The 13,410-nt window shown below is 45.5% G+C and carries 11 protein-coding genes; 4 read left to right on the forward strand and 7 right to left on the reverse strand.

Annotated elements, in window-relative coordinates; genetic code table 11:
• On the forward strand, positions 1-1,189 hold a 1,189-nt coding region (locus EBR25_10180), incomplete at its 5' end, for a DUF2029 domain-containing protein (GenBank protein NBW41348.1).
• Here the strand turns inward: EBR25_10180 and EBR25_10185 are convergent.
• Positions 1,076-2,404: a DUF2029 domain-containing protein gene (locus EBR25_10185; protein ID NBW41349.1), complete on the reverse strand. Its 1,329-nt coding sequence runs from the start codon at positions 2,402-2,404 to the stop codon at positions 1,076-1,078. The two genes, EBR25_10180 and EBR25_10185, sit on opposite strands and share 114 nt — an antisense overlap.
• A 152-nt stretch (positions 2,405-2,556) precedes the next feature.
• On the reverse strand, positions 2,557-3,456 hold the full coding sequence (locus tag EBR25_10190; GenBank protein NBW41350.1) for a hypothetical protein: 900 nt from the start codon (positions 3,454-3,456) through the stop codon (positions 2,557-2,559).
• Between the two features lie 122 nt (positions 3,457-3,578).
• On the opposite strand from EBR25_10190, the gene trpS reads away from it, so the two are divergent.
• From trpS to EBR25_10205, 3 genes are all read left to right on the forward strand, one after another.
• The gene (gene trpS, locus EBR25_10195) at positions 3,579-4,568 is read left to right on the forward strand and encodes a tryptophan--tRNA ligase (GenBank protein ID NBW41351.1); all 990 of its coding nucleotides are present in this window, start codon (positions 3,579-3,581) and stop codon (positions 4,566-4,568) included.
• Positions 4,569-4,741: 173 nt separating this feature from the next.
• Positions 4,742-6,808, forward strand: a complete 2,067-nt coding sequence (locus tag EBR25_10200) for a hypothetical protein (GenBank protein ID NBW41352.1) — start codon at positions 4,742-4,744, stop codon at positions 6,806-6,808.
• Between the two features lie 57 nt (positions 6,809-6,865).
• Complete coding sequence (locus tag EBR25_10205; protein NBW41353.1) at positions 6,866-7,831, forward strand: hypothetical protein; 966 nt, start codon at positions 6,866-6,868, stop codon at positions 7,829-7,831.
• Positions 7,832-7,862: 31 nt separating this feature from the next.
• Here EBR25_10205 and EBR25_10210 read toward each other — a convergent pair whose 3' ends face one another.
• The 5 genes from EBR25_10210 to EBR25_10230 all read right to left on the reverse strand — a co-directional run bounded on the left by EBR25_10210 (position 7,863) and on the right by EBR25_10230 (position 13,362).
• Positions 7,863-8,726, reverse strand: coding sequence for a flagellin FliC (locus EBR25_10210; protein NBW41354.1), 864 nt, complete (start codon positions 8,724-8,726; stop codon positions 7,863-7,865).
• A gap of 42 nt (positions 8,727-8,768) precedes the next feature.
• The gene (locus tag EBR25_10215) at positions 8,769-9,632 is read right to left on the reverse strand and encodes a flagellin FliC (protein NBW41355.1); all 864 of its coding nucleotides are present in this window, start codon (positions 9,630-9,632) and stop codon (positions 8,769-8,771) included.
• 173 nt (positions 9,633-9,805) lie between these two features.
• Entirely contained in the window at positions 9,806-10,765 is a 960-nt protein-coding gene (locus EBR25_10220; GenBank protein NBW41356.1) for a hypothetical protein, read from the reverse strand.
• Between the two features lie 172 nt (positions 10,766-10,937).
• Positions 10,938-11,345, reverse strand: coding sequence for a response regulator (locus EBR25_10225; GenBank protein ID NBW41357.1), 408 nt, complete (start codon positions 11,343-11,345; stop codon positions 10,938-10,940).
• 211 nt (positions 11,346-11,556) lie between these two features.
• Positions 11,557-13,362, reverse strand: a complete 1,806-nt coding sequence (locus tag EBR25_10230; GenBank protein NBW41358.1) for a RepB family plasmid replication initiator protein — start codon at positions 13,360-13,362, stop codon at positions 11,557-11,559.
• Positions 13,363-13,410 lie beyond the last annotated feature (48 nt).

The following is a 13,410-nucleotide window of genomic DNA, read 5'->3' on the forward strand; positions in this document are numbered from 1 at the left end:
CCTTATTTTCTGTATTCCACCTCTCTATGAAAACTTCTCTGCTTACTTCACCAGTCTCATTGCAGATGACACCTGGAGTTGGAGTTATGGACAGGGGGATTTCATCGAATATTGGAGTGCCTTCCAACTCCTGCTAGAAGGGCAAAATCCTTATTCCCCGCCACTCATGCTAGAAATTCAGAAAAACTTGGGCCCACGGGGAGAGCCGATGATGATGTGGAATCCTCCCTGGCTTCTCATAATGTTCGCTCCTCTCTTGAGCTTCGAGTTCTCCTTATCAGCAAAAATCTGGTCAATAGCGAACGTTGTTGCGTTTTGGAGCGTTCCACTTTTCATCATTCCAGAGAAGTCAAAGGTCAACGCGCTAATCCTACTTGCTTCTTTTCTTTTTATGCTCTGTTTCCCACCTTTCTGGATGGGTCTTAAGCTCGGTCAGATCTCAGGGTTTCTCACCCTCGGAACTGCGCTTTACTTTCTAGGTATAAAACAACGAAAGGCTAGTTTTCTTGGATTCTCTCTTCTTTTTCTTTCATTAAAAGTTCAACTATTCCTCCTTCCTCTCACCCTTTTTGCTTGGTGGATATTGAAAGAAAGATCGTGCCGCAAATTTATTTTGAGTGCAGGTCCCTTATTAGCGCTGATCATAATTACCTTGGTTGTGGCACCCAACTCGCTTTATGCGTGGGTAAGCACCATCGGCAATCAACACACTATTGAAGGTGTTCAGGCTCCAAATCAGTGGATTACCGCATCTCTATCAAGCGTTACGAGCTACTATTTCTTCCCCGATGGATCGCCATTTCGACTATTTTTCTCTCGTCTCATGTCCTTACTCCCCGTGCCGATATTGTTCGGTTATCTCGTCATACATCAGCCATTAAAAATCTCTGATGGCTTCATTTCACTCATTGTTCTTCTCTCTGTCGTCCTTAGCCCTTTTTGTTGGTTTTTTGATAATTCGATACTTATAGTGCCATTCCTTGCGCTCTTTCACCTGAAGACGAACGACTCAGACTCTCCAAGCACTCTCGTACTTTTTCTCTTAAGCTCACTACTAGCCGTAACGTTTTATCTTTCAGAAAAGTTTATTTTTCACCATCAGCTTTTTTGGTTCGCGCCTCTCTTCCTGATTCTCTTGATGTCTTATCTCAACACCGGCAAGAGATGCATCATCAGTGACCACGAGTAATTTCTTTTCATTCCTCCACAGCCAGACCATCAACATGAAATGAGTGAGAAGAGGTATACCCGCATAAAGCTCTAAGTTAGCGACAGAGTCATCGTGAACTAAAGTGAGTACAGAACGAGACACGCTGTCCATACAGCAAAAAAGTCCGAAGAGAAAAAGTGGAAGGGCTTTATTATGTGACTCCTTTGCCATAACAACTAGCAACGGCACCAAAAGACTAAAATAGTGAACCCATGATATCGGGGAAATAATGCATGAAAGAGCAAGGAGAGTTACATAACGCGATTCGCGAGCAGCCCGATAAACAGCCAGAAAAACGGCGATAGCAAGTAATCCCATTATGCCAACTTTCACACCAGGGAATTCTGAGGAAACAGCTTCAGGAAATAAAAGATTCGGGACTCGCCAGATTGAAATATTGTATTGGTGCTCTCCATATATCCTTGAGACATGGGGAAGTACTTCAAAAAAGTAACTTTGGATTGAAGAGATTGAAACCCAAAGACAACTCAGAACAAAAAGTGTAATCACCGTATAGAGGGCGCTTCGAAGTGTCTTCCATTCCCTCTGGAAAAATAAAAATGGCAAAAATAAGATACCGATAAACTTGATACTGATTGCTGCCCCAAGCATGATTCCTCCATAGAAGTACTCACGCTTTTGTTGATAGTAGAAATAGAGGGTAAGAAACAAACACGCAATGAGACCAAACTGCCCACTTGCTATATCAATTTGGATTGGGTCCGCACTCAATACGAGCAAGAAAACAAGAACATACCGCGTCAATGATAGACGAAGATTAAATATCTTTGTCGATAGAAAAATGATTGCCGTGAAACATCCAAACTCAATCAGAGCCCACAAGACATAGGCGACTTGGGGAGAGACCCAGCTCATCCAGAAAATAAATGGAAAGACCGTGGGCGGATGTGGCGTAGCATGTCCGTGCTTATACCACAAAAGCGTCTTGCCAAAGTTCATATCAGAGCCAAGGTTCATATCAGACATAGCATCATGAAGGACGCTAAGAGAACGGTACGGATCCAGCCCTGCCTTTACTGCATGTGCAAAGAGATAATCTTGATAGTTATCTGTGGCTTGAACAAGATTCGCATCACCAGCGATTGCAAAAAACGTTTTTAGGTGAATCGGCAATAGAATTAAAATAAGGAGGCAGACAAAAGCATAGAATACCGCTTTGTGTGACCGATTCACTCGCTAGATCCTCTTTCAATCTCTTATTAATACGATATACGTGACTGAATAATACTGTCCTGAGTATTACCCTACTGTCATTTTTACCTTCAGACAATTCCTTACCGAGCCAAGGAACGCATGAATGTCTCTGTTACATCAACAAAACAATTTTACACAAAACGCGCCGCGAGTTGATGAAGCGTCTCTTCCTTTAAACCAAGATCAAAAAATCGGGCTGCCTTTCCCAATGCCTTATAAGAGATTTGAGAAGCTGCTTCTTGCCAGTTCGTATTCAGCTCTGCAGATGTGAGCAAGAGGTTGGCAACAAGATCTTGGCTGAGCATAATAACAAAAGCATCATCAATCCACCGTCCTTCTTGAACCGCAGTATCAATACTTCGATAAAGAGTTGTCTGAACCCGCTTCTTTTGAAGCTCCGAAAAATCTTTTAGTTCCTCTTCTACTATTGTACCAAGCTCGGCCTCAAACCCAGAGACTTCTTTGGCTGATAGAATCTTCGGCACTGCAGGATGATTATATTTCAAACGATTTTCTTCTGGAATCATTTTAAGAGCAGTTTGCATCAGTTGAAGTTCAGCCGCACGTTCGTATCGCTCTTCACTCAACGGAGCGTCTCCAAAAATCTTCGATATCGCTCCAAGCTCTGTAAGACAACGCGCAGCTCCAGGAAGATCTCCATGAAGCGAAGAGAGACGAAGCGCCTCTTGATACGCGGCCTCAGCCGCCGATAACTGCTCCCTTGTATCCTTTTCCTCTACTGCTAGCTTGAAAAGCGCCCTTCCGAGCTGCTCATATACTCCTGCTATCCAGGGATTACCAGCTGCTTCTGCCTCAGAAAGAGAGGCGATCTGTTCTCTATGTCTTTTGATCTCAAGATGCAGACATAAGCCTGGCTTCTGTCGGTTGTCGGTATCAGAAAATTCAGCATCGGATAGTAACGAGCTTTCAGAGGCACTATGAGAGCCTGCAGAGGCATCTTGAGATGGAATTTTGTGAACTGGAAACTGAAGTACCTTCATATTAAAAACCTCGTATTCCCAGTCTCTCACGAAAGAAATTCTTAGTCTAAAAAAAGTTTCTCCATAATTCTTGGCACTTATAACTACTCTGCCATAGACCTCTTGGCCACATTGGGGCATGATCGAGGGTGATAAACAGAGGTGTTAGGGACATGACTAAAAAGCGCGCACTGACTGGAATTCGAGCAACAGGCGAACTTCATATCGGCAACTACCTGGGAGCCATACGTGAAGCTCTGAAATTACAGAGCGAATATGAGTGTCTCTATTTTATCGCCGACCTTCATTCCCTGACTACAAATAAAGATCCTAAGGCACTACGTGCACAGTCACTTGATATCGCTGCATCCTGGATCGCTTTAGGACTTGATACTTCACAACACCTCTTATACCGCCAAAGCGATCTTGCACACGTTACAGAATTTGCTTGGTATCTGAGTTGCGTTACTGGAGTTGGATATCTTCAAAAAGCTCACTCATACAAAGATGCAGTAGCCAAGGAGAAAGAAGTAAATCACGGAGTGTTCGCTTACCCTGTGCTTATGGCTGCAGATATCCTCATGTATGAGCCTGACGTTGTACCAGTCGGAAAGGATCAAAAACAACATGTTGAAATGGCTCGGAACATGGCAGGCTCGCTCAATGCTCTCTATGGAGAGAACCTCCTTAAAATACCTGAATCACTCATCAACGAACAAGTGATGATTATTCCAGGACTTGACGGAAGGAAGATGTCAAAATCTTACGACAATACTATTCCCTTATTCGCGTCACCGAAAGCAGTACGGAAGAAAGTGATGTCGCTCGTGACTGATTCTACGCCACTTGAAGAGCCCAAGAAATTAGACGGGACATCAGTTGGAGAGCTCTTCCAGCACTTTGCATCCACTGATGAATATCAAGACCTGAAAGAGAGGCTGGCTGCTGGCGGGTTAGGTTGGGGACATGCCAAAGACGAGCTGTATCAAGCTATGGAAGGTGCTTTAGCGGAACCCCGAAAAACGTTTGAAAATATTCGGGGTGATGAAAATATGTTGGGTAAGATTTTAAGCGCTGGTAGAGAACGTGCGCTTGCAATCAGCGGCCCAATTTTGGAAAAGGTTCGCTCAGCCGTAGGACTCCCTCCATCTCCGACACGCTAATGGGCTCGCTATAACTATTGGGCTCGCTATAACTATTGGGCTCGCCATGAAGAAGAAAAAACGAGGCTTTTATGCCCTTAACTCTCTGATTTTATGATATAATCTATTTTTCCTTAAGAATTCATCTCTCGTTACACTGAAAGCTCCCAATTGAAGAAAAACGGAAGCATAACGTGTTACCAATAGATGAAGGAAAAGAAAATGAGATAAAGGCAGAGGGAGTTCCTCCTGCAATCCCAGGGGCATTCGATCCCTCAGCTCCCCTCGATGAAAGATTTTTTCCTCGAGACACCTCAACCTCTTCATCCAGTGCTCACCAGATTCACTATCCTCCAATTCACTTGCCAACTGGAATTCCGAGAACATTTGAAACTGGTGCTCAAAATGTTGCTGGGCATGTTGTTCACAAGATTGAAGCATTGAAACCACGACGACGCCTCGCGTCACGAGAGGTTGCAGTCTTGGCTCTTGAGGGCTCAGGCTCTCTTCGCCCTGGATTCTTAGGCAAAGAAAGAGCATTTTTTGAACAACAGTGGAACGAGTGGTTCGGCAATGAAAATTGGTCGATGGAGCACTTGTTTGGACCTCTACGACTTCCCCAAAAGGCTGCTCTCGCACTTTATGAGAACTCGTACGTTGATTTCTTCAAAAAGCATCCTCAAATTGCCACGTTCATTACGAAGAACTATAGAGACGTGTATGACAACTCTACGACGAATGTAGAAAGTGGTACGGACTACGAGCATCAAGAGGTTAGACACTCTCACGGTGTGCACCTTCAGGATATCGCCATTCGACGAGCCTTAAAAACATGCGGTCTGTCTTTCAATCAAGATGCAGCTGAGCTGTTACAAGTAAGAGGAGGTGATTCAAATGGGTGGTATCTGAGCCCAGGAGTCATTCCGTTTACCCATGATATCGCCTATGATCCCGTCTCTTCGTGGTGTAATAAAGGGTCGATTGAGGAGTTCTATCAATCAACTCGGTTTTGTTTTGTTAAGGGATTTGGTGAACATTCATCGCATTCTCTCTGGCAGACACACGTTGATAATCCCAGTGTAGTTGAAGACCGCATTGCAGCTCGATTCCTGCTTCGTATGCTACCGAGCATGGAGGCTCAGCAGGTTTCGCTCCCAGAAATGCAGGTTCTCCCTTGGTCTTTCGACTCTCAGAGCCTTCCACTGAGTGCCGAAGGTGTCCCTGCACATCGTCCATTCTCTGCTGACGAGCAGTATTCAATAATCAAAAAAACAGTTTCGATGTTGTCGTTCCTCTCAAACAAAGAGGAGTGGACAGGGACGACTACGAGAAAAGACTATCCTGATAGCCTGCCCCAACTCCCATCGATTGCCCCATTTGCAAGAACTCATAAATCTGTAAAACAGTTTCGAGAAATCACTCGAAAGCTAACATCTGGTTTGGAAATTACCGAAGAAGAGCTGGAGCGCTTTCCCGAGTTTCAGCATCTTTCTGGATGGACAAAGCACCTTCATCATGTCGCAGACAGAATAAAGAAACATGACGGTGGAGTGGTGTTCCTCGCTAGGGATGCACTGGTTCTCCTAGAATATATGAAATACCGAGATGCTATCGCCGGCCGCAACGGTGATTACTCAGTCGCATACTTACCCGGTACAACGGTAACAAACTCTGGGACGAGTAGCCGAAGACAAAGCCTACCCATGGAGGAACTCGTTACAGAAGTCACGAACATGTATGAGCATGTGAGATCGTTATCCTTACGGGAGCACGAGCCAAATGGGCTCCAGACCCTCTTTTCGCAACGAATATATGCTTATCTGGACCATGCATGCTCTGAGGATTCACTCACGATCTGCCGTGGAATCTACAAACAGGCCACTCAAAATCTAAAAGTATGGCCCCAATCTCTACTCATTATCGATAGTGATGGTACTGGGAAAACAGCATTCTTTGTCAAAACCGTAATCGAATATTTTGCGGAGCAAGACGGTTACAAACCAGATGTTCAAGTGTTTCTTGGCCGAAAGCGATGCAACGCGCTGGGACTAGAGGCTGTTTCAGACACTTTGGGAGCTGAAGCAGATATCAGTTTTCGAGACCTTCATTTTCCCTTTCGTTTTCATGACGTAGAAGGTGATAAGCCTCTCTTCAAAACGGTAGGATCAGTTCGTCGTCATGTAAGCCTCTTATTGCGTAGTATGAAGCTCTACAACACTGCCATTAAGGATTTTAGGCAAGAGAATCCTCTTCACTCATAGACCTCTCAGGCACACTTCTATATTCTTTACAGAGGTGTATTTTCTTAACGAACGTCTATGCTAACCGAAAACCTACTGGCTGCCAAAGACATCGAATCGATACGTAAGATTCCTAAAGCGGATGTACATGCACACATGGTTCTATCTGCCCCATTTTCGGCGTATCAAGAAGTATTTGAGTCTTCGCTCGAACCACCACCCGATATTTTTACAGGTGGTCTTCCGCATTTTTTACAGTATCTCAAGACGGCCTTCTTTCCTCACTTCAGGCACCCAGATCAGCTACGCTACATTCTTCAACAAGTGTTACAACACATGGTTGAAGACGGAGTAGTCTATACAGAGTTAAGTTTTGATATTCGATTGCCATTAGCGTTTGGTATTTCATGGGAGACCTTCGTGATCCTTGTTGAAGATGAAATATCAAAATTCCGCGAACACATTACTGTCCATCCTGATCTCGGTATGGCACGTGAGATAGATGAACAGCTCTGGAGAGAAAATGCAGAAAAAGCTCTGGCAACCAAATATTTTAAGGGAGTTGATATTTATGGTGATGAACTAGCTCGTGAAATAGGATATTTCTCGGAATATTTGCGCCAAGCGAAAGAACAAGGATTAAAGATTAAGATTCACTCAGGAGAAGTAGGAGATGCAGTGCGGGTGCTCAAAGAATACGAGCATGTTCAACCAGATGCTATTCAACACGGCATCAGGGCTTCCGAAAATTCAGAGGTTCTCGAAGCGCTCGTTGAAGCACGAGTGACGGTAAATGTTTGTCCAGCAAGTAACATGGCGCTTCGATTAGTGAATGACTATAGCTGCCACCCGATAGCTGACATGCTGCGTGCTGGGCTACGGGTAACCGTAAATACTGATGATTATGCAATCTTCGGAACTTCCTTAAGTGAAGAGTATCTCCATCTTTTCGAGAATGGACTCCTTACAGCAGCAGAACTGGAGTTAATACGCGTTCATGGTCTGAAGGAAAATGCCTCTGAAAACAACCCTTCGCGGCAGTAATTCCATAAATCTGCTAAAAACGTGAGTAGCCCTATCCACCAAGCAGCTGAAGTGCAAGCGATGGCTGCTGATTCGCCTGTGCAAGAATCGCAGTACCTGCCTGTTGGAGAATAGTAAGTCGAGTAAGCTCGGCTGATTCTGCTGCAATATCCGCATCTCGAATTCTCGATTCTGCTCCTTTGAAGTTTTCTCTCGCCACCTGAAGATTTCTAATACTCAAATCAAGTCGACTCTCCGCTGCACCAAGAGTTCCTCTACTCCGCGTTATGCTGGTGATGGCACCATTGATTGCATCAAGAGCAAGACGAGCAGCAGACTGAGATTCAATGGATGTGCTCCCTTGGATAGAGTACGCTGGGATAGAAGAACCCGTACTGGCAAGACCCATGGCTTCTAAGGTTGCTTGCACTCCAGAATATGTGACCTGAGAGATTGATGTCCCATCAAATCCGACCTGAAACGTAATCTCACCGCCGCCACTCAGAAGCTTGAGACCATTAAACTCGGTAGTGTGGGCAATTCGCTCAACCTCGCTCATGAGCGCATTAAACTCAAGCTGTATAGCAGAACGCTGGTCATTCCCGTACACCCCGTTCGCTGATTGCTCAGCAAGCTCTGCAAGTCGGCTCAGGACGTTCGTAATAGAGGAAATAGCGCCATCAGTAATAGCGACCACCGATATTCCATCAGATGCGTTCCGCATAGCTACCGAAGCGACTCGCGCATCTGCTTTGAGATTCTCAGCAATAGCAAGTCCAGCGGCATCATCCATCGCTCGATTAATGCGAAGCCCTGATGAGAGACGCTCAAACGCTGTCTGTAGACCTCTACTGGACGAGTTAAGCGCTCGTTGAGCATTAATCGAGGCTAGGTTCGTACGAATATTTAAAGTCATGATTCAATCCCTTGATGATACTATCCCGTGTATTCCAGACCCTTATCCATTAAGAAGCTGAAGTGCTAGCTGCGGTTGTGCGTTAGCCTGGGCTAGAACCGCAGCACCTGCCTGTTGTAGAATGTTGAGTCGAGTGAGTTCAGCCGACTCTTCCGCTACATCAACGTCGCGAATACGACTTTCAGCTGCTTTAAAATTCTCTCTTGCGACCTGCAGATTATTTACTGCTACTTCTAATCGAGCTTCTGCTGCTCCAAGAGTTCCCCTATTACGAGTGACTGAAGTAATAGCCGAATTGATGGCATCAATTGCCAGGCGAGAGGCTGATTGAGATGCCTCTGATGTTGCGCCAGAAATGGAGTAAAGCATGGTGGAACTCCCTGCACTGGCAAGCCCTAGTGCCTGCAACGTAGCCCCTACCCCGGAAAAGGTAATCTGAGATAGTGACGTCCCATCAAAGCCCACCTGAAAAGTAACCTGCTGACTACCACTTAAAATTTGTAAACCATTAAACTCAGTAGTAAGAGCAATTCGCTCCATTTCCTGAACCAAGGCGTCGAATTCGTTCTGAAGAGCGGACCGCTGGGTATTCCCGTATACGCCGTTCGCAGACTGTTCTGCAAGCTCAGCGAGACGAGTAAGAACATTACCGATTTGTCCAATCGCCTGGTCAGCAATAGAGATAATCGAAACACCATCCGATGCGTTCCGAATCCCCACTGACGCGATACGAGCATCGGCTCGAAGCGCCTCAGCGATGGCTAAACCCGCAGCATCATCCCTTGCTCGGTTAATACGAAGACCTGACGATAGGCGTTCAAAGGCCGTCTGTAGTTTACCCGAAGATTGTGAAAGATTTCTTTGAGCTCCTAATGAAGCAACGTTAGTTCGAATGTTAATCGTCATGCCTTCTCTCCATGGCAGATATGAATCCTGTTTTCCTCTGTACCACCGCTACCTACTGCTAACCTGCTTTGCTACAACTTGAGACAAGGGGTAAAGAAATCCCCTTCTTCTCCGCGCTAGGGAGATTGAGCAAGAGGCTTGCCAACCTGTGAGGACCTCGCAGTGATGGGGGTTCATTCGGTATCAGAGGAAAGGCTAAACTGCTCTTTCTCCTTCATGACTTTCAAGACATATTCCTGCGTGCTTTCAGGTAGATAGCGAGCTACATCTGCGAATTGAGAAGGGTCCTCACCCGCCTTCACCGCGGCTGACTGAGATGCTGCAACTCTCCCCTCTCCAGCATTAAAGGCAGCTACGGCAAGTTTTTCCAGATCGGTTGAATTTGCCGTTGGGTGAACCTTCATACCGTTTGATAACGTGGTTTCTTTGGTAAAAAGTTCATGAAGGTATCGAAGATACCGAACTCCAAGGTCTACATTTTGTACCGATTCATACGGCACGTACTGATTATTCAAGCCATCTCGCTCGATAATTGTCTTTGCTGTCGAGTCGAGTAATTGAAATAGCCCCTTCGAAAAATGACCATCACTGCTGACCGCTTTCGGATTAAAGGCTGATTCAACAGAAACAACCGCCATGCCAAGAGATGGATCAATCCCGTGCTGTTCACCTGCTGCTTGAACAAGTTTCTCTACTTGTTCTACTCGTTCTCTCTTGGGCGCGTGAACCTCTACACCAGCACTGGAGTCCGTTGCCGAAAGTCTTTTCACGGAAAGCAGTGTCGGAGATTTGACACCCACTGTGCCATTTTCCTCTAATGTGGGGAGTGTGACTGAGCTCGGAGAAAGTGCAGAAGTAGAAAACGAAGGGGACTCAAATGAGTAGCGAGCTAGCGGAATTCCCCCGTCAGGCGTTTGGTCATTGGTAGGAGGAGAGGAAGATGGTAGCGACGAGTTGATCTCGGGTTTTTTCAGTAGGTTAGGTCGTAAATCTCCGAGCAATGTGGAGAAATTACTCTCTGTACTGGTGCGCGGCTTACTCTCAGCCGCAGGCCCCATCATCAGCTTTTGAAGGGCGGAAGCAGCTCCGCTAAAATCCACTTTCATACCGTATCCATTCAGTCCAATGAACACGAAAGTTTCAAGAGGCGTGCCATCCTTGTTTGAACATAGAAATCAGGAATAGAGTCGGTTTTTTTTGAGGAGGTTCAGATCTCTGAATGTTTTTTTAGGGGGATGCTCGCTTTAAGGAGGCTGGGAGCTTGGGCTCGTGACACTACTTGACCTTACTGCTCATTTGGATTTGTTATAGAAACTTCTTTATAACCCAATTCATTTTTTTGTGGAGTTGCTCAGCATTAAACGGCTTAATGATATACTCGCTAACACCAAGCTCAATGGCTGCCATGACTTCTTCAGTTTCATTTTGAGCAGTCAGCATAATAAACGGAATCTTACTGAAACGGTCATCCCCTCTTACTCGTTTCAGTAATTCCAAGCCGCTCATTTTCGGCATATTCCAATCACAGATTATAATATCAAGAGGACTCTGTTTTCGGTAGCACTCTTCAAGTAAGTGCCATGCTTGCGCTCCATCCTCCGCCTCACAAAAGTTTGCAAGCTCAAGAGTTTGTAGCTGCGTTCTTACCAGGGTCCTCGTAGCAGTCATATCGTCTACGATTAGGATTGAGTGTTCTTTATATCGTCTGTCCATGATGAAACAGGCTACTCTCTCTTCGAATCCCTTACAGTTACTACGGCTACTCTGATTATCGTTCAGATCCAGGGGTCACTTAAACATTTAGTGTATGTTAAGAGTCTCATAGGCTCTTTTAGAAACCTGCTGGAGGTTATATATACGAATTTTCCGTACCGTCCGGGACGGGTGTTCCTGAACAGAGGGGTACGAGAGAATAGGAAGCGAACTAACTGTTTCCTTTGTTCCGCGCTTTCAACCATTCATCAAAATCTGGAATCACACACAGTTTTGCTATCTTCTCTTCGACACCGTGCTGTACCGTCTCTTCAAATCCTGATTCCGTAACGAGCCCTTTAATCTTCTCTAACGCTTCTCTTACCTCGCTCTCTAGCTTCTTTACGATTGATGGCTCGAGTTCCCCTCTAAGACGCACGAGCTCTCTTTTTCTTTCCTTCAAATACTCGGTCTGTAAATATTGCTCTTTTTCTAAGCGATTTGGATTCAGCCGCTCTGAACTAGACTGCTGTCTAGGTCTCTGCTGAGAGAACGCCTGGTTCCCAGATTCTGCCCGAGCTGTCGCACTTCGCATCTCCCCATTCGCTGTTGTTCCACCAGCTCTCTCTCCTGGAAGCGAAAACTCTGTTGGTTTTTCAAGAGCTCGGAACAGAAATCCTGGAGCATTTCGAGAAACCCGAGGGCTTCCTTCCGCTATAAGCTGGTCAAAGTGATTCAGAATCTCTTGGGCTCTTTGTTCGCTCCCTGATTGGAAGATGGCTTCAACCAACCTTCTTGCCTGCGTCTCATGTACCCCACGCTGGCAAATTTGTTCAAATAGCAGATCGTCTTGAGAGGATGGCTCTTGTTCAGCCAGTATCCAACTGTCTCTCGTTGGAGCGTTGCCACTATTAGCCTCTCTGGCAGACCCTCTCGGGGTTTCGGCACCCTCCTCTCTTCTTCCCTCAGAGACTCTCTTTTGAGGCTTCTGACTTCGTCTCCCGTGATCTGGAGCTGCATAAAAGATAATTTCAGTCGCTTTCCCCCTTCCCTGGTAGTCTACGTGAGACAAGAAACCTGCTTTCACTAACTCCTCAACAGCTGGGTCAATCTGCTGGCGTAGCGAGCTTGGATACTTGTACGTCCGTGAAACACCAATTTTCTCGTGTGCCAGAGTAAAGAGGTTCATGCTGAACTTTGCTCTATACCAGAAATGTTTATCGAGAAACCGGTAAAGACGTTTACTCACCGCACTTTCCAAGTTTAAGAAAAAGTCAAAATCAAGCTTCTTGATAAATCCAGATGAAAACGACTTGTGTAAAACTTCACTCCAGACAAAGAACGAAGGTTTCGGATTTTGACTTTTCCCACTGTTAATCTCGTATTCGTCAATAATCCCAAAGTTCCGAGTACTGAACGACTTCGAATCGTTATCATAAAAACTATTCGAGGCTTTGATACGAACCCCACTCAGTCTATCAAGTGCGTTCGTCAGGCGCTTGTAGCTCCGCCCCTCTGTGCTCCAATTCAAGGTTTTCAGTAATTCATAGCGGGTGAAATAAACCCGTCTCTCGTTCAGTCCCCTATCGACAGAAATCTTTAACAATCCTAATAAGACCTCATCATCAGAGGACGTGGGGAGCCCGAATTTATCGGCAGCGGTAATAATCCACTGCCGCTTAATTGGATTCCCGTTTTTATCAATAACTGAATCTTCAAACTCCAGGGTCTTTTTCCCCGGACTTACCCGAGTGGAGAGTACACTGAGTGGAAACTCAGCGAGATTCATTTCATCTCGAGAAAGTCTGTTCGAGTTTAAAGACGGTTTTGCGACGACAGGAGATGTGAACCAACTCGTCTCCCCTTCCCCCAGCTCGTTAGCACCATCACTTTTATGAAACGATGATGCACTGGCAGCTCGGCTTGGAAACGGCTCTCTGTTTGTTCGGCTCAACGTTTGTGTTCGTTCAACATCGTGATGATTCCCACTGGGGGTCTTTGCTGAAACGTCAAAGAATTCTATCTGCTTTGTCGCCATGAGAAATATCTCTAAAACAAACAATCCATATTCACTTTGAAAAACTTA

It is taken from the genome of bacterium (genome assembly GCA_009926305.1).
Lineage (GTDB): Bacteria > Bdellovibrionota_C > UBA2361 > UBA2361 > RFPC01 > RFPC01.

Bases quoted from the DNA above. Each gene is read 5' to 3' on its own strand.
- EBR25_10210 (NBW41354.1), bottom strand. From the start codon at position 8,726: ATGACTTTAAATATTCGTACGAACCTAGCCTCGATTAATGCTCAACGA.
- trpS (NBW41351.1), top strand. From the start codon at position 3,579: ATGACTAAAAAGCGCGCACTGACTGGAATTCGAGCAACAGGCGAACTT.
- EBR25_10205 (NBW41353.1), top strand. From the start codon at position 6,866: ATGCTAACCGAAAACCTACTGGCTGCCAAAGACATCGAATCGATACGT.
- EBR25_10230 (NBW41358.1), bottom strand. From the start codon at position 13,362: ATGGCGACAAAGCAGATAGAATTCTTTGACGTTTCAGCAAAGACCCCC.
- EBR25_10215 (NBW41355.1), bottom strand. From the start codon at position 9,632: ATGACGATTAACATTCGAACTAACGTTGCTTCATTAGGAGCTCAAAGA.
- EBR25_10225 (NBW41357.1), bottom strand. From the start codon at position 11,345: ATGGACAGACGATATAAAGAACACTCAATCCTAATCGTAGACGATATG.